Source organism: Pseudomonas sp. QLc11A, from assembly GCF_052112305.1.
GTDB lineage: Bacteria > Pseudomonadota > Gammaproteobacteria > Pseudomonadales > Pseudomonadaceae > Aquipseudomonas > Aquipseudomonas laurylsulfatiphila.
This window is the reverse complement of sequence record NZ_JAVAJJ010000005.1, coordinates 181,976-197,741: the sequence shown is the minus strand read 5'-3', so window position 1 is coordinate 197,741 and position 15,766 is coordinate 181,976. Positions and strand designations below refer to the sequence as shown.

Genomic DNA, 15,766 nt, shown 5'->3' with positions numbered 1-15,766 from the left:
CCAACGTCCGGCAATTCCCTGTCCGCTGCAGGACCAGAGAATGCCCGGTGTAGGATGCGCGCCCATTGGCGACGGCCAACCGTTCCTCCGTTCCACAGTCTTTGGAACCCGAAATAGCTATGTCATCGCGTAAATTTGGACTCAACCTGGTCGTGGTGCTCGCCATCGCGGCCTTGTTTACCGGCTTCTGGGCGCTGATCAACCGCCCGGTCACCGCCCCCAACTGGCCTGAACAGATCTCCGGCTTCTCGTACTCGCCATTCCAGCAGGGCCAGTTCCCGCAGAAAGACCAGTACCCGACCGACGATCAAATGCGTCGCGACCTGGAGATCATGAGCAAGCTGACGGATAACATCCGCATCTACTCGGTCGATGGCACCCTGCAAGACATCCCGAAACTGGCGGAAGAGTTTGGTTTGCGGGTGACACTGGGGATCTGGATCAGTCCGGACCAGGAACGCAACGAACGTGAAATTACCCGCGCCATCGAAATAGCCAACTCTTCGCGCAGCGTGGTTCGTGTGGTGGTCGGCAACGAAGCGATCTTCCGCAAGGAAATCACCGCCGCCGAACTGAGCGTGATGCTTGATCGTGTCCGCGCCGCCGTGAAGGTGCCGGTGACCACGTCCGAGCAATGGCACGTCTGGGAAGAACACCCGGAACTGGCCAAGCACGTCGACCTGATCGCCGCCCACGTCCTGCCTTACTGGGAATTCATCCCGATGGACAAGGCCGGACAGTTCGTCCTCGACCGCGCCCGCGACCTGAAAAAGATGTTCCCGAAAAAGCCGCTGCTGCTGTCCGAAGTGGGCTGGCCGAGCAATGGCCGCATGCGCGGCGGCGCCGATGCTTCGCCAGCAGACCAGGCGATCTACCTGCGAACCCTGGTCAACAAGCTCAATCGCCAGGGTTTCAACTACTTCGTGATCGAAGCGTTTGACCAGCCGTGGAAAGTCAGCGACGAAGGTTCCGTTGGCGCCTACTGGGGCGTATTCAACGCCGCGCGCCAGCAGAAGTTCAACTTCGAAGGCCCGGTGGTGGCGATTCCGCAGTGGCGCGTGTTGGCCATCGGTTCGGTGGTATTGGCGCTGTTGTCGCTGACCCTGCTGATGATCGACGGCTCGGCCCTGCGCCAGCGTGGTCGCACCTTCCTGACCTTCATTGCGTTCCTCTGTGGTTCGGTGCTGGTATGGATCGGCTACGACTACAGCCAGCAGTACAGCACCTGGTTCAGCCTGACAGTGGGTTTCCTGCTTGCCCTCGGTGCGCTCGGGGTGTTCATCGTGCTGCTGACCGAAGCCCATGAACTGGCCGAAGCGGTCTGGGTGCACAAGCGCCGCCGCGAGTTCCTGCCGGTGGAAGGCGATTCCGGCTACCGCCCGAAAGTGTCGATTCACGTGCCCTGCTACAACGAACCGCCGGAGATGGTCAAACAGACCCTCAACGCCCTGGCCAACCTCGACTATCCGGATTTCGAAGTCCTGATCATCGACAACAACACCAAGGACCCGGCGGTCTGGGAACCGGTGCGCGACTACTGCGCCACCCTCGGCCCGCGCTTCAAGTTCTTCCACGTGGCACCGCTGGCCGGCTTCAAGGGTGGCGCGCTGAACTATCTGATTCCGCACACCGCCAAGGACGCCGAAGTGATTGCCGTGATCGACTCGGACTACTGCGTCGACCGCAACTGGCTCAAGCACATGGTGCCGCATTTCGCCGACCCGAAAATCGCCGTGGTGCAGTCGCCGCAGGACTACCGCGACCAGAACGAAAGCACCTTCAAGAAGCTCTGCTACGCGGAATACAAGGGCTTCTTCCATATCGGCATGGTCACCCGCAACGACCGCGACGCGATCATCCAGCACGGCACCATGACCATGACCCGCCGCTCAGTGCTCGAAGAGCTGGGCTGGGCCGACTGGTGCATCTGTGAAGACGCCGAGCTGGGCCTGCGCGTATTCGAGAAAGGCCTGTCGGCGGCGTACTACCACACCAGCTACGGCAAAGGCCTGATGCCCGATACCTTCATCGACTTCAAGAAACAGCGTTTCCGCTGGGCCTACGGAGCGATTCAGATCATCAAGCGCCACACCGCCAGCCTGCTGCGCGGCAAGGACACCGAGCTGACCCGCGGCCAGCGCTACCATTTCCTCGCGGGCTGGTTGCCGTGGGTGGCGGACGGCATGAACATCTTCTTCACCGTCGGTGCGCTGTTGTGGTCGGCGGCAATGATCATCGTGCCGCAACGGGTCGATCCACCGCTGCTGATCTTCGCAATCCCGCCGTTGGCGCTGTTCGTGTTCAAGGTCGCCAAGATCATCTTCCTCTACCGTCGTGCGGTCGGGGTGAACTTGAAGGATGCCTTCTGCGCGGCGCTGGCCGGTCTGGCGTTGTCCCACACCATCGCCAAAGCGGTGCTGTACGGCTTCTTCACCAGCAGCATTCCGTTCTTCCGCACACCGAAAAATGCCGACAACCATGGCTTCTGGGTAGCGATTTCCGAAGCGCGCGAAGAGTTGTTCATCATGCTGCTGTTGTGGAGCGCGGCGCTGGGGATTTATCTGGTCAACGGCATGCCGAGCAACGACATGCGCTTCTGGGTCACCATGCTGCTGGTGCAGTCGCTGCCGTATCTGGCGGCGCTGATCATGGCGTTCCTGTCGTCGCTGCCGAAACCGGCCGCCGAGCCTGAAACGGCACCTGTCGTCTAAATCTTTGCGGATGCACTAAACGGCGGCCAATGGTCGCCGTTTTGCTTTAAGATAACCGCCATTTTGCGGGGCTTGGCGGCATGCGGTTTCCAACCGGACCCGAGACCTGTGGGAGCGAGCCTGCTCGCGAATGCGTTGTCACAATCAATGTTTATGTTGACTGACGCGCCGCTTTCGCGAGCAGGCTCGCTCCCACATTCAACCCCAAGCCCATATTCCATGATTCCGGAGTTTTCCATGACGGCCCACGCCGACCTTTCGCCGACCCTTCAACTCGCCATCGACCTGATCCGCCGTCCGTCCGTGACGCCGGTCGACGCCGATTGCCAGAAGCAGATGATGCAGCGCCTGGGCGATGCCGGTTTCACCCTGGAACCGATGCGCATCGAAGATGTGGATAACTTCTGGGCCACCCACGGTCAGGACGACGGTCCGGTGCTGTGCTTCGCCGGCCACACCGACGTGGTCCCGACCGGCCCGGTGTCAGCCTGGCAGATCGAACCGTTCAACGCGCTGATCGACGAACACGGCATGCTCTGCGGCCGTGGCGCCGCCGACATGAAAGGCAGCCTCGCCGCCATGACCGTCGCGTCCGAGCGTTTTGTCGCCGACTACCCGCATCACAAGGGCAAAGTCGCGTTCCTGATCACCAGCGATGAAGAAGGCCCGGCGCACCACGGCACCAAGGCAGTGGTCGAACGCCTCGCCGCACGCAAGGAGCGTCTGGATTGGTGCATCGTCGGCGAACCGTCGAGCACCACCCTGGTGGGTGACGTGGTCAAGAACGGCCGTCGCGGCTCCCTCGGCGCCAAGCTGACCGTGCGCGGTGTACAAGGTCACGTGGCTTACCCGCACCTGGCAAAGAATCCGATCCACCTCGCCGCTCCGGCCCTGGCAGAACTGGCCGCCGAGCATTGGGACCACGGCAACGATTTCTTCCCGCCGACCAGTTTCCAGATCTCCAACGTCAACTCCGGCACCGGTGCGACCAACGTGATCCCGGGTGACCTTGTGGCGGTGTTCAACTTCCGCTTCTCCACCGAGTCCACGGTCGAAGGCCTGCAAAAACGCGTCGCCGACATCCTCGACAAGCATGGCCTGGACTGGCACGTCGACTGGGCCTTGTCCGGCCTGCCGTTCCTCACCGAGCCAGGCGCGCTGCTGGACGCGGTGTCGTCGAGCATCAAGGACATCACCGGTCGCGACACCAAGGCGTCCACCAGCGGCGGTACCTCCGACGGGCGCTTCATCGCGACCATGGGCACGCAAGTGGTTGAGCTGGGCCCGGTCAACGCGACCATCCACCAGGTCAACGAGCGCGTGCTGGCAGCCGACCTCGATGTGCTGACCGAAATCTACTACCAGACCCTGATCAAGTTGCTCGCCTGATGCTTGCCTGCCCAATCTGCAGCGCACCGCTCAACGCGGTGGACAACGGTGTGGTCTGCCCCGCAGGGCATCGGTTCGACCGTGCGCGCCAGGGTTACCTGAACCTGCTGCCGGTGCAGCACAAGAACAGCCGCGACCCCGGGGATAACCAGGCGATGGTCGAAGCGCGCCGTGACTTCCTGAATGCCGGGCACTATGCGCCGGTGGCCAGGCGTCTGGCAGAGCTGGCCGCCCGCTATGCACCGCAGCGCTGGCTGGACATCGGTTGTGGCGAGGGCTACTACACCGCGCAGATCGCCGAGGCGCTGCCAGAGGCCGAAGGTTATGCCCTGGACATCTCCCGCGAAGCGGTCAAACGCGCCTGCAAACGCAACCCGCAGCTCACCTGGTTGATCGCCAGCATGGCGCGGGTGCCGTTGGCTTCCGGCAGTTGCCAGTTCCTCGCCAGCGTCTTCAGCCCGCTGGACTGGGAAGAAGCCAAACGCCTGCTCAGCGTCGGCGGCGGTCTGATGAAAGTCGGGCCGACCAGCGGCCACCTGATGGAATTGCGCGAGCGGCTGTACGATGAAGTCCGCGAGTACATCGACGACAAGCACCTGGACCTGGTGCCGGAAGGCATGGCGCTGGCGCACAGCGAAACCCTGGAATTCAAACTGACGCTCCACAGTGGTCAGGACCGGGCGAACCTGCTGGCGATGACACCTCACGGCTGGCGCGCCAGTGCCGAACGCCGTGCTGCCGTTATCGAGCAGGCCGAGCCGTTCGAGGTCACCGTGTCGATGCGCTACGATTATTTCGTTCTTCAATAACTTCAAACATTTTTGGTCTTGGGCAACGGCTCAAGGCCGGCTAAATCCGCGAATGGATTTTTCAGACCCGCAGTGAGGACATCCATGCGCCAGCCCGATATCGAGATTTACCTGAAAGACGCCGACGTCGATCACAAAGCCATTGCCGCCTGGCTAGGCGCGGCACTTGGCCCGTGTTCGGATTGGGTGCAGAAGGGCCAGACCTACAAGTGCAAGGCCGGCAATGTGCCGGTGACCTGGCTGCCAAAAGCGGTCGGCAAGTGGAACAGCCTGTACCTGGAAAGCGACCAGACCCCATGGGACGACGACATCGCCTGCGCCCGCGCCGCGTTTGCCGCGCTGAACGTCGAAGTGCGTTGCGCGCCGGGCACCTGGGTCGAGGAAGAAGGTGAAGAGACGGCGGACCGCTGGATTCGCATCAGCGCCGATGGTGAAGAAGAGATCACCTGGAAAACGGCTTAAAGCCTGAACACCGCCCCTGTAGGAGCGAGCTTGCTCGCGATGGTCTTCAACGATAACGCGCCAACTCCGAGTATGCGCGGCGTCCTTGAGTTCTTCGCGAGCAAGCTCGCTCCTACAGTGGTTTTTGAGTGAACTGAAGATCCGGTTTACAGACCCACCACATCCTCAGCCTGCAACCCCTTCTGCCCTTCGACCACCGCATATTCAACCTGCTGGCCTTCGGTCAGTGAGCGGTGCCCCTCGCCACGAATCGCGCGGTAGTGCACGAACACGTCCACCCCGTCCTCGCGCTGAATGAAGCCGTAGCCCTTGGCGTCGTTGAACCACTTCACGTTGCCGGTTTCGCGTGTTGCCATTTGTTCATACTCCCTTTTTATTATTGATCGGGCTTTTCGCAGGAAAGCCTCGGGAACGTCAGCCTGCGCATACCGGTCCCATGAGGGCAACGGCGACAGAGCGCCGAGTATATGACAGACGCTGAAACTCTCAATAGCAGTTTACTTCGCCGCTTTTTTGCCGATTTTCGACGAATCCGGCACACTACGCAGCGCCCGAGCAAACGCTTGGTTTCATTCACTCACGCAGAAGCCGTATGACCCGTTCCCCGTTCCGCCGTCTTGTGTTTGGCACCCTGCGTCGACTGCTGTACCTCTGGGTTCGCTCGGAGACGATCAACCAGTCGTCGTTCACCCTCAACCTCGACCGCAGTCGTCCGGTGTTCTACGTCCTGCAAAACCCTTCGCTGACCGACCTTGCCGTGGTCGATACCGAGTGCAGCAAGGCCGGCCTGCCGCGCCCCGTGCTGCCGGTATCGGTGGGCAACCTGCTGGAACCGACCGCGTTCTTCTACCTGACACCGGACCCGGACTGGCTCGGCCGCCAGGACAAGCGCGGCGCGCCGCCAACTTTGACCCGCCTGGTCAGCGCCCTGAGCCAGAACGCTGCCGAAGACGCGCAGATCATTCCGGTCAGCGTGTTCTGGGGTCAGTCGCCGGACAGCGAAAACAGCCCGTGGAAACTCCTGTTCGCCGATAGCTGGGCGGTGACCGGGCGCCTGCGTCGCTTGTTGAGCATCATCGTGTTGGGCCGCAAGACCCGCGTGCAGTTCTCCGCGCCGATCCACCTGCGCGAACTGATCGAACACAACAAGGGCCACGAGCGCACCGTGCGCATGGCCCAGCGCATCCTGCGGGTACACTTTCGCAACCTGAAGGCGGCGGTGATCGGCCCGGACATTTCCCACCGTCGCAACCTGGTCAAGGGCCTGCTGAACCAGCCGCAGGTCAAACAGGCGATCCTCGACGAAGCCGAACGCGAGAACATTTCACCGGAAAAAGCCAAGGCCCAGGCCCTGCGCTATGGCAACGAAATCGCCTCGGACTACACCTACACGGCCATCCGTTTTATGGAAGTGGTGCTGAGCTGGTTCTGGAACAAGATCTACGACGGCATCAGGGTCAACCACATCGAAGGCGTGCAGAAGGTCGCCCAGGGTCACGAAGTGATCTACGTACCCTGCCACCGCAGCCATATCGATTATCTGCTGCTGTCCTACCTGCTGTTCCGCAACGGCCTGACCCCGCCGCACATCGCCGCCGGGATCAACCTGAACATGCCGGTAATCGGCGGCCTGCTGCGCCGTGGCGGCGCGTTCTTCATGCGCCGCACGTTCAAGGGCAACCCGCTGTACACCTCGGTCTTCAACGAATACCTGCACACCCTGTTCACCAAGGGCTTCCCGGTGGAGTATTTCGTCGAGGGTGGCCGTTCGCGCACCGGGCGCATGCTGCAACCGAAGACCGGGATGCTGGCGATCACCCTGCGCAGCTTCCTGCGTTCGTCGCGCATGCCCATTGTCTTCGTGCCGGTGTACATCGGCTACGAGCGCGTACTGGAAGGCCGGACCTATCTTGGCGAGTTACGCGGTGCGGCCAAGAAGAAAGAATCGATCTTCGACATCTTCAAAGTCATCGGCGCACTCAAGCAGCGCTTCGGCCAGGTCGCGGTGAACTTCGGCGAGCCGATCAAACTCGCGGAATTTCTCGACAACGAACAGCCGGACTGGCGCCAGCAGGAACTCGGCCCGCAGTTCAGACCCGCCTGGCTCAACGAGACCACCAACCGCCTCGGCGAGAAGGTCGCGCGGCATCTGAACGAAGCGGCAGCGATCAACCCGGTCAACCTCGTCGCCCTGGCTCTGCTGTCCACCAGCCGCCTGGCCCTGGACGACCGCGCCATGGCACGGGTGCTCGACCTGTATCTGGCGCTGCTGCGCAAGGTGCCGTACTCGCCACACACCACCCTGCCGGAAGGTGACGGCCGGGCGCTGATCGAGCACGTGAAGGACATGGACCTGCTGTCCGAGCAGAGCGATGCCCTGGGCAAGATTCTGTATCTGGACGAACAGAACGCCGTCCTGATGACCTACTACCGCAACAACGTATTGCACATCTTCGCCCTGCCGGCACTGCTGGCGAGCTTCTTCCAGAGTGCCTCGCGCATGAGTCGCGAACAGATCCTGCGCTACACCCGCGCGCTGTACCCGTACCTGCAAGCGGAGCTGTTCATTCGCTGGTCGCTGGACGAACTGGATGCGGTGATTGATCAATGGCTGGAGGCGTTCGTCGAGCAAGGCCTGCTGCGCGTCGAGAACGATGTGTACCTGCGCCCGGCGCCAAGCTCACGGCATTTCGTGTTGCTGACGCTGCTGTCGAAAAGCATCGCCCAGACCCTGCAGCGTTTCTACATGACCGTGTCCCTGCTGCTCAACAGCGGCCAGAACAGCATCAGCGCCGAAGAACTGGAAGACCTGTGCACGGTCATGGCCCAGCGCCTGTCGATCCTGCATGGCCTGAACGCCCCGGAATTCTTCGACAAGAGCCTGTTCCGCCACTTCATCCAGACCCTGCTCGACCTCGAAGTGCTCAAGCGCGACGAAGCGGGCAAGTTGAGCTACCACGAACTGCTCGGCGAACTGGCTGAAGGCGCGGCCAAACGGGTGTTGCCGGCGGAGATCCGCTTGTCGATCCGGCAGGTGGCGTTGCATCGCAGTGAAGATGCGGCGGAATTGGTGACGCCAGTCTGAATCACTCAGATCACTGCGCGTGGGTTTTATGGCTGAAGCAAGGACGCTTCTGACTCACGTCACTCCAACTTTGCCCCTATCCGCAGGAATCCCCCTACATAGAAATCGCTATCTCGACCCTATGCTGGGCGCTCGTCACTACCGACGATCAATTGATAAGGAAATCAATATGAGCAACGAAACCGTAAAGACCATTAGTGGCAAAGTGAGTTACGCGGTAAAGATGGCGCTGCCGCGTAACTCGACTCTTCATGTCCGTCTGGAGGATGACAGTCTGCAAGATGTCGCAGCAAAAGAGCTGGCCGCACAGATCATTACCAACGCAGAAAAAGCCGGGCTGAACTTCAACCTGACGTACAAGCTTGCTGATGTCCTGCCCGGCCATCGCTATGCAATCAGCGCGCGCATCACCCACGAGGACCATCTGTACTTCATCTCCACTCAACATCACCCGGTGGAACTGGGTGTCGATCATGTAAAGGAACAGGAAGTGCTGGTCCAGCTTGTCTGAGAACACCCCCGAGGCATGCTGGGCGATATCCTCGGTAAAATCCGTTAAATTGTCGTTGGCGCCGGTCTTCTTCGGGCGCCGATGACAAGGATCCGCTTCATGAAAAAACTCTCTCTCCTCGGGCTTACGGTTTTGCTCGGCGCCTGCCAATCCCTGCAACCTGCCCCGAAAGCCAGCCTCGACGGCGAAGTCTTTTACCTGCAACGCAGTGCCCTGCCGCCCACCGCTACCCTGAACGTGAGCTTGCAGGACGTGTCTCTGGCCGACGCACCGGCCATTGTCCTCGACGAACAGAACGGCCCGGTCAAAGGCCAGGTGCCACTGCCGTTTCATCTGAGCTACGATCCGGCACAGGTCAAACCCGGCCATCGCTATTCAGTCAGCGCGCGCATCGAAGTCGACGGAAAGCTGATGTTCATCACCACCGAACACCATGCCGTGCGTCTTGATGGCAAGGACCCGCAACCGCTGAAAATCCGCGTCGACGCCGTTCGCTAACTCTCTCTTTTCTGAACAAGGAAGCTGCCATGCTCCGCCCTACCCTTCGTTTTGCCGGCCTGTGCGCAGGTTTGATGATCTGTGCCAACGCCCTGGCGCTGTCCCTCAGCGACCTGTCGCAGAAAGACGCCACCGGCGGGCTCAAGGACGCACTCACCCAAGGCGCGCAACTGGCCGTGAAACAACTCGGCACCCCGGGCGGTTTCAGCAACAACCCGGAAGTAAAAATCGAACTGCCGGGCAAACTGGGCAAGGTCGCCAGCAAAATGAAACAGTTCGGCATGGGTGACCAGGTCGATGAACTGGAAGCCAGCATGAACAAAGCGGCCGAAACCGCCGTGACCCAGGCCCAGCCAATCCTCGTCGATGCCGTGAAGAAAATGACCGTGGAAGACGCCAAGGGCATCCTCAGCGGCGGCAACAACTCGGCCACCCAATACCTGAACAAGACCAGCCGCGAGCAGATCCGCGCCAAGTTCCTGCCGATCGTCAAACAAGCCACCGACAAGGTGGGCCTGGCCCAGCAGTACAATTCGTTCGCAGGGCAAGCGGCGACCATGGGCGTATTGGACGCGAAGAATGCCAACGTCGAAAACTACGTCACCGAACAGGCGTTGAATGGCTTGTTCGAAATGATCGGCAAACAGGAAGAAACCATCCGCCAGAACCCGGCGGCGGCGGCGACCAGTTTGGCGAAGAAAGTGTTTGGGACCTTGTAACCTTTAGCTGACGGCAACAACCGAAGCCCGCTGACCTTCAAAGGTTCAGCGGGTTTTTTCGTTGTGCTATCGAGGCGAATCCAATTGATCCAGCACGCGATTCACCGATAGCTGCGCCAAGACAATCATCTGCTGAATGCCGAGTGTCAGATTGCAGGTTGGGCCGGTCAGGATGGACGACAACTCGGTTGCCATTACGTTGGCTGAGGCGAGGGTTTCGTAGGCATGGACCAGCAAGGTTTCGGAGTCGACGCCTGGGTGGATGGTGAAAATTGGGCAGGGGCGGTTTGAAGTGCCGGCATTTTCTCCGGACTCTGGAGCCGGGGGGTTGGGGCTGGGTTTGATCATTGTGAAGCTCCTAACGAAAGTTGGAGCAGCCAGCATCACTTGCAGATGATGGGTGGCAGCTGTATGCGGGTCTGCAAGACCGAGTTGTTAGGCAAACCCGGCAGACCCGAAGATCTCCCGCACACAGCCACCATAAATCGGTGGTCGCTAAAAAAGCGCCATGATTATAGGTGCGCCAGTGGGCGCCTAACAAACTATTGGCGGGCTTGCAGTCCCGGTCGCTGAATTGGCAGCGACCGTCAGAGGCTAGTGAGCGTGCTTCCGACAGGCAACCTGAAAGTCTTGTGGGAATGGTCTGAATGGTTGGCTTGGGCGATAAACGTTGTTGACTGTTGGGCAGCCATCGCGAGCAAGCTCGCTCCCACAGTTGGGCCGGGGACACCTGAAAGAAATTGGTTGGCTGGCAGGCCGTCTTCGCGGGCAAGCCCGCTCCCACAATTTGACCGAGTACATCTGAAAGAAATTGGTCGGCTGTCAGGTCGCCTTCGCGAGCAGGCTCGCTCCCACAGTTGGGCCGGGAACACCTGAAAGAAATTGGTTGGCTGGCAGGCCGTCTTCGCGAGCAAGCCCGCTCCCACAATTTGACCGAGTACATCTGAAAGAAATTGGTCGGCTGTCAGGCCGTCTTCGCGAGCAGGCTCGCTCCCACAGAAGTGCAAAGGACGATCGGTGTACCCCCACGCTCTTCACCACTCAACAGGCCGAGCGTTAGCTCGCCTGCCGCTCTTGATCTTGATCCACCCGCCCCCTCGGCAGGCTGAGCGGAGGTGTTCATCCGGGGATGGGCGCGCAGCGCCGTTCGACGCAGTCGAACTCATTGCATGTAGGTCGAAGCGAAGCCGACCGGAGGGCAATGCCCCCGGATGAATGCCGGAGCGAAGGAACCCCGAGCCTCAGCGAGGGGCCGTACGTAAGGGGCGAGCGTTTTTTGCTTCCTTTTTTAGGCGCTTGTAAAAAAGGGAGTCGCCGTAAGGGCGAAACCATAAGTAGCCGTTACCGAAGAAACGGATATGCCCCCGATCAAACGGACTCCTTCCTGACCCGAAACCAAGCCGCATAAAGCGCAGGCAAAAACAGCAGCGTCAACGCCGTAGCAACAATCAACCCCCCCATGATCGCCACCGCCATCGGCCCAAAGAACACACTGCGCGACAACGGAATCATCGCCAGAACAGCCGCCAGCGCCGTCAACACAATCGGCCGGAACCGCCGCACCGTGGCCTCGATGATCGCCTGCCAAGGCTTCAACCCGGCAGCAATGTCCTGCTCGATCTGATCCACCAGAATCACCGAGTTACGCATGATCATCCCCGACAAGGCGATAGTCCCCAGCATCGCCACGAAACCGAACGGCTGGCGAAATACCAACAGAAAAAGCGTCACCCCGATCAACCCCAGCGGCGCCGTCAGGAACACCATCGCCGTGCGCGAAAAACTTCGTAGCTGCAGCATCAGCAAGGTCAACACCACCACGATGAACAACGGCACGCCGGCCTTCACCGAGTTCTGTCCGCGCGCCGAGTCTTCCACCGTGCCACCGACATCGAGCAAGTAACCGTCGGGCAGTTCGGCGCGGATCGGATCGAGGGTCGGCATGATCTGCTGCACCAGTGTCGCCGGTTGCTGCTTGTCATAGATGTCAGCGCGAACCGTCACGTTAGGCTGGCGGTTGCGGTGCCAGATGATGCCCTCTTCGAAGCCGTACTCCAGGGTCGCGATTTGCGACAGCGCGACGCTGCGACCGTTATCGGTCGGCACCGCCAGGCTCGGCAGCAATGACAGCTCGGTGCGTTCATGCAAGGTGCCGCGTAACAGGATCTCGATCAACTCGTTGTCTTCACGGTATTGGCTGACGCTGGAACCGGTGAGAGAACTTTGCAGGAACCTCGACAGGTTCGCCGTGCTCACGCCCAGCGCCCGCGCGCGGTCCTGATCGATGTTCAGGTACACCACCTTGCTCGGTTCTTCCCAATCGAGGTGGACGTTGACCACATGCGGGTTCTCGCGAACCTTGGCCGCGACTTTGCGCGCAAGCGCCCGCACCTCCTCGATGTGCTCCCCGGTCACGCGGAACTGTACCGGGTAGCCAACCGGCGGACCGTTTTCCAGACGCGTGACCCGCGAGCGCAGAGCGGGGAATTGCTCGTTGAGGGTTGAGATCAACCAGGTGCGCAGGGCTTCCCGTTCTTCGATGGTTTTCGCCAGGACGACAAACTGGGCAAAGCTCGCCGCCGGCAGTTGCTGATCCAGCGGCAGGTAGAAACGCGGCGAACCGGTGCCGACGTAGGCCACGTAATTGTCGATCCCCGCCTTGTCCTTGAGCAGCGCTTCGAGGCGTTTGACCTCGTCGGCGGTGTTGCTCAGCGAAGCACCTTCGGCCAGTTTCAGGTCGACCATCAACTCGAGGCGACCCGATGCCGGGAAGAACTGCTGCGGTACAAACTTGAACAGCACGATGGAAGCGATGAACAACACCACGGTCGCGGCGATCACGGTTTTGCGCCAGCGCACGCACCACTCCACCAGACGCCGGACGCGCTGGTAGAACGGCGTGCCATAGGGATCGGGTTGGCCGGCACCGTGCTTGGCGGCGTGAATTTTTGCCAGGTCCGGCAGGAGTTTTTCCCCGAGATACGGTACGAAAACCACCGCGGCCACCCACGACGCCAACAGCGCGATGGTGACCACCTCGAAGATCGAACGGGTGTATTCGCCAGTGCCCGATTGCGCCGTGGCAACCGGCAGGAAGCCAGCCGCGGTGATCAGCGTACCGGTGAGCATCGGGAACGCGGTACTGGTCCAGGCATAACTCGCCGCTTTGACCCGGTCGAACCCCTGCTCCATTTTGATCGCCATCATTTCCACGGCGATGATCGCGTCGTCCACCAGCAAGCCCAGCGCCAGTACCAGCGCGCCGAGGGAGATCTTGTGCAGGCCGATGCCCAGGTAATACATGCTGGCAAACGTCATCGCCAGCACCAGCGGAATCGCCAGGGCCACCACCATGCCGGTGCGCACGCCGAGGGAGAAGAAGCTCACCAGCAACACGATGGCCAGCGCCTCGACCAGCACTTGCACGAACTCGCCAACCCCGGTTTTCACCGCCGCCGGCTGGTCGGAGACTTTGCGCAGCTCCATACCGGCCGGGAGGTTTTTCTGGATGCGGGCGAATTCGACTTCCAGTGCCTTGCCCAGCACCAGAATGTCACCGCCGTCCTTCATCGCCACCGCCAGGCCGATGGCGTCTTGCGCCATGAAGCGCATGCGCGGCGCCGGCGGATCATTGAAACCACGCCGCACATCGGCTACATCGGAGATGCGGAAGGTGCGATCACCGACGCGGATCGGGAAGTTCTTGATCTCGTCGACCGTCTGGAAATTCCCCGTCACCCGTAGCTGCAATCGCTCGCTGCTGGTTTCGAAGAAACCTGCCGTGGACACCGCGTTCTGTTCTTCAAGGGCTTGCTGGACGGCCGCCAGCGGCAAGCCGAGGGTGGCGAGCTTGACGTTGGACAGCTCGATCCAGATTTTCTCGTCCTGCAACCCCAGCAGTTCAACCTTGCCCACATCCTTGACCCGTTGCAGCTGGATCTGGATGCGGTCGGCGTAATCCTTGAGCACGGCGTAGTCGAAGCCCTCGCCGGTCAAGGCGTAGATGTTGCCGAACGTGGTACCGAATTCATCGTTGAAGAACGGCCCCTGAATCCCCGGCGGCAGGGTATGACGGATGTCGCTGATTTTCTTGCGCACCTGATACCAGAGCTCCGGGATCTCATTGGAGTGCATGGAATCACGCGCAATGAAGGTGACCTGGGATTCCCCGGGCCGCGAGAACGAAACAATGCGCTCGTACTCGCCGGTTTCCATCAGCTTTTTTTCGATGCGTTCGGTGACCTGGCGCGAAACTTCCTCGGCGGTCGCGCCCGGCCAGTTGGTGCGAATCACCATGGCCTTGAAGGTGAACGGCGGGTCTTCACTCTGGCCAAGCTTGGTGTAGGAAAGTGCGCCGACGATGGCCAGCAACAGCATCAGGAACAGTACGATCTGGCGATTACGCAGCGCCCATTCGGAAAGGTTGAAGCGCATCGGGGCTTACTCCTTGTCCGCCAGATTGACCACGCGATTGGAGCGATCCACCGGGCGCACCTGCTGCCCTTCGAGAAGCACATGGACACCGGCGGCCACGACCCAGTCACTGGCGTTGAGCCCCTCGAGCACCGGTACGGTTTTCTCACCGAAGGCACCCACTCGCACCGGGGTTTTCTTCAAGGTGTTGTTGGCGCTGACGACCCAGACATAGGTCACGCCGTTTTCTGCGGTCAACGCCGACAGTGGAACGGACAGAGGCACCACGTCGGCGGCCTGCACGAACACCCGGGCGCTCTGGCCCAGCTCCACCGGCACCTTGCCGGAGGTGAAGGCGATGCGCGCCGCGAAGGTGCGGGACTTTGGATCAGCCGCCGGCGACAGCTCACGGATGCGCCCCTCGAAACGCTGGCCGGGCTGGGTCCAGAGTTCCACCGCCACCGGTTCACCGACCTTGAAGCGGCCGAAGTTCTGTTCCGGCAGGCTGATCAAGACTTCACGCTCGCCATCGGTCGCCAGTGTGAACACCGTTTGCCCCGCGGCCACGACTTGCCCGACTTCCACAAGACGCTTGGCCACGACGCCGTCCTGCGGCGCACGCAGCACGGCGTAGCTGGCCTGGTTATTGGAAACGTTGTATTCGGCCTTGATTTGCTTGAGGCGCGCTTCACCGGAGCGGTAGAGGTTTTCGTGATTGTCGTACTGCGAGCGGCTGACCAACTGACGCTCCATCAGGGTTTTGTAGCGATCACGCTCGGCACGCACCATGCTCAGATTGGCTTCAGCTGCAGCGACCTGAGCCCGGGTGGCCTCCAGTTGCAGGCGCACGTCCTGAGGATCGAGCTCGGCCAAAGGTTGATCGGCCTTGACCCGCTGCCCTTCCTCGACCAGTCGTCGGCTGACTTTACCGCCAATGCGGAACGCCAGGTCCGGCTCATAACGCGCGCGGACTTCACCTGGATAACTTTCCATGGCCTGTGCCGAAGGCTCTGGCTGAACCACCATGGCCGGGCGCACGCCGACTGGCGGCACTTCGTCGGAGCCACACGCTGACAATAAAAAAGCCAGGGTGACTGGCAACGCGAGGGGCAAGGCATAGCGGAACATGGTGAAGGACCTTTCGCTAATGGTGCTTTGAATAATTATAC

General features: G+C 60.9%; 12 protein-coding genes. 8 read left to right on the top strand and 4 right to left on the bottom strand.

Annotation, left to right across the window (positions count from 1 at the left end; translation table 11 throughout):
* Window positions 1-119: 119 nt before the first annotated feature.
* The 4 genes from Q8X48_RS10270 to Q8X48_RS10255 all read left to right on the top strand — a co-directional run bounded on the left by Q8X48_RS10270 (window position 120) and on the right by Q8X48_RS10255 (window position 5,371).
* Complete coding sequence (locus Q8X48_RS10270; protein ID WP_407800654.1) at window positions 120-2,711, top strand: glycosyltransferase; 2,592 nt, start codon at window positions 120-122, stop codon at window positions 2,709-2,711.
* A gap of 237 nt (window positions 2,712-2,948) precedes the next feature.
* Complete coding sequence (gene dapE / locus Q8X48_RS10265) at window positions 2,949-4,100, top strand: succinyl-diaminopimelate desuccinylase (protein WP_407800653.1); 1,152 nt, start codon at window positions 2,949-2,951, stop codon at window positions 4,098-4,100.
* Window positions 4,100-4,909, top strand: a complete 810-nt coding sequence (locus tag Q8X48_RS10260) for a putative RNA methyltransferase (protein ID WP_407800652.1) — start codon at window positions 4,100-4,102, stop codon at window positions 4,907-4,909. The genes dapE and Q8X48_RS10260 overlap by 1 nt, the downstream gene beginning before the upstream one ends.
* 84 nt (window positions 4,910-4,993) lie before the next feature.
* The gene (locus Q8X48_RS10255) at window positions 4,994-5,371 is read left to right on the top strand and encodes a hypothetical protein (protein WP_007978418.1); all 378 of its coding nucleotides are present in this window, start codon (window positions 4,994-4,996) and stop codon (window positions 5,369-5,371) included.
* A 146-nt stretch (window positions 5,372-5,517) separates the two neighbouring features.
* On the opposite strand, the gene Q8X48_RS10250 is transcribed toward Q8X48_RS10255, so the two are convergent.
* Entirely contained in the window at window positions 5,518-5,727 is a 210-nt protein-coding gene (locus Q8X48_RS10250; RefSeq protein WP_007954750.1) for a cold shock domain-containing protein, read from the bottom strand.
* 236 nt (window positions 5,728-5,963) lie between these two features.
* Between Q8X48_RS10250 and plsB the strand changes: the two genes are divergently transcribed.
* The 4 genes from plsB to Q8X48_RS10230 all read left to right on the top strand — a co-directional run bounded on the left by plsB (window position 5,964) and on the right by Q8X48_RS10230 (window position 10,184).
* Window positions 5,964-8,456: a glycerol-3-phosphate 1-O-acyltransferase PlsB gene (gene plsB / locus Q8X48_RS10245; RefSeq protein ID WP_407800651.1), complete on the top strand. Its 2,493-nt coding sequence runs from the start codon at window positions 5,964-5,966 to the stop codon at window positions 8,454-8,456.
* Between the two features lie 169 nt (window positions 8,457-8,625).
* The gene (locus Q8X48_RS10240) at window positions 8,626-8,967 is read left to right on the top strand and encodes a YbaY family lipoprotein (protein WP_217837360.1); all 342 of its coding nucleotides are present in this window, start codon (window positions 8,626-8,628) and stop codon (window positions 8,965-8,967) included.
* A gap of 99 nt (window positions 8,968-9,066) precedes the next feature.
* A complete protein-coding gene (locus Q8X48_RS10235) occupies window positions 9,067-9,465 on the top strand; it encodes a YbaY family lipoprotein (RefSeq protein WP_407800650.1) in 399 nt (132 codons plus the stop codon).
* 29 nt (window positions 9,466-9,494) lie between these two features.
* Entirely contained in the window at window positions 9,495-10,184 is a 690-nt protein-coding gene (locus Q8X48_RS10230; protein WP_407800649.1) for a DUF4197 domain-containing protein, read from the top strand.
* A gap of 66 nt (window positions 10,185-10,250) precedes the next feature.
* Here Q8X48_RS10230 and Q8X48_RS10225 read toward each other — a convergent pair whose 3' ends face one another.
* The 3 genes from Q8X48_RS10225 to Q8X48_RS10215 all read right to left on the bottom strand — a co-directional run bounded on the left by Q8X48_RS10225 (window position 10,251) and on the right by Q8X48_RS10215 (window position 15,725).
* Window positions 10,251-10,532, bottom strand: a complete 282-nt coding sequence (locus Q8X48_RS10225; RefSeq protein ID WP_218486295.1) for a DUF6124 family protein — start codon at window positions 10,530-10,532, stop codon at window positions 10,251-10,253.
* 1,020 nt (window positions 10,533-11,552) lie between these two features.
* Entirely contained in the window at window positions 11,553-14,618 is a 3,066-nt protein-coding gene (locus Q8X48_RS10220; protein WP_407800648.1) for an efflux RND transporter permease subunit, read from the bottom strand.
* A gap of 6 nt (window positions 14,619-14,624) precedes the next feature.
* On the bottom strand, window positions 14,625-15,725 hold the full coding sequence (locus Q8X48_RS10215) for an efflux RND transporter periplasmic adaptor subunit (RefSeq protein ID WP_407800647.1): 1,101 nt from the start codon (window positions 15,723-15,725) through the stop codon (window positions 14,625-14,627).
* Window positions 15,726-15,766 lie beyond the last annotated feature (41 nt).

Coding starts and splice junctions, on each gene's coding strand:
- Q8X48_RS10270 (WP_407800654.1), top strand. CDS start 120: ATGTCATCGCGTAAATTTGGACTCAACCTGGTCGTGGTGCTCGCCATC.
- dapE (WP_407800653.1), top strand. CDS start 2,949: ATGACGGCCCACGCCGACCTTTCGCCGACCCTTCAACTCGCCATCGAC.
- Q8X48_RS10260 (WP_407800652.1), top strand. CDS start 4,100: ATGCTTGCCTGCCCAATCTGCAGCGCACCGCTCAACGCGGTGGACAAC.
- Q8X48_RS10255 (WP_007978418.1), top strand. CDS start 4,994: ATGCGCCAGCCCGATATCGAGATTTACCTGAAAGACGCCGACGTCGAT.
- Q8X48_RS10250 (WP_007954750.1), bottom strand. CDS start 5,727: ATGGCAACACGCGAAACCGGCAACGTGAAGTGGTTCAACGACGCCAAG.
- plsB (WP_407800651.1), top strand. CDS start 5,964: ATGACCCGTTCCCCGTTCCGCCGTCTTGTGTTTGGCACCCTGCGTCGA.
- Q8X48_RS10240 (WP_217837360.1), top strand. CDS start 8,626: ATGAGCAACGAAACCGTAAAGACCATTAGTGGCAAAGTGAGTTACGCG.
- Q8X48_RS10235 (WP_407800650.1), top strand. CDS start 9,067: ATGAAAAAACTCTCTCTCCTCGGGCTTACGGTTTTGCTCGGCGCCTGC.
- Q8X48_RS10230 (WP_407800649.1), top strand. CDS start 9,495: ATGCTCCGCCCTACCCTTCGTTTTGCCGGCCTGTGCGCAGGTTTGATG.
- Q8X48_RS10225 (WP_218486295.1), bottom strand. CDS start 10,532: ATGATCAAACCCAGCCCCAACCCCCCGGCTCCAGAGTCCGGAGAAAAT.
- Q8X48_RS10220 (WP_407800648.1), bottom strand. CDS start 14,618: ATGCGCTTCAACCTTTCCGAATGGGCGCTGCGTAATCGCCAGATCGTA.
- Q8X48_RS10215 (WP_407800647.1), bottom strand. CDS start 15,725: ATGTTCCGCTATGCCTTGCCCCTCGCGTTGCCAGTCACCCTGGCTTTT.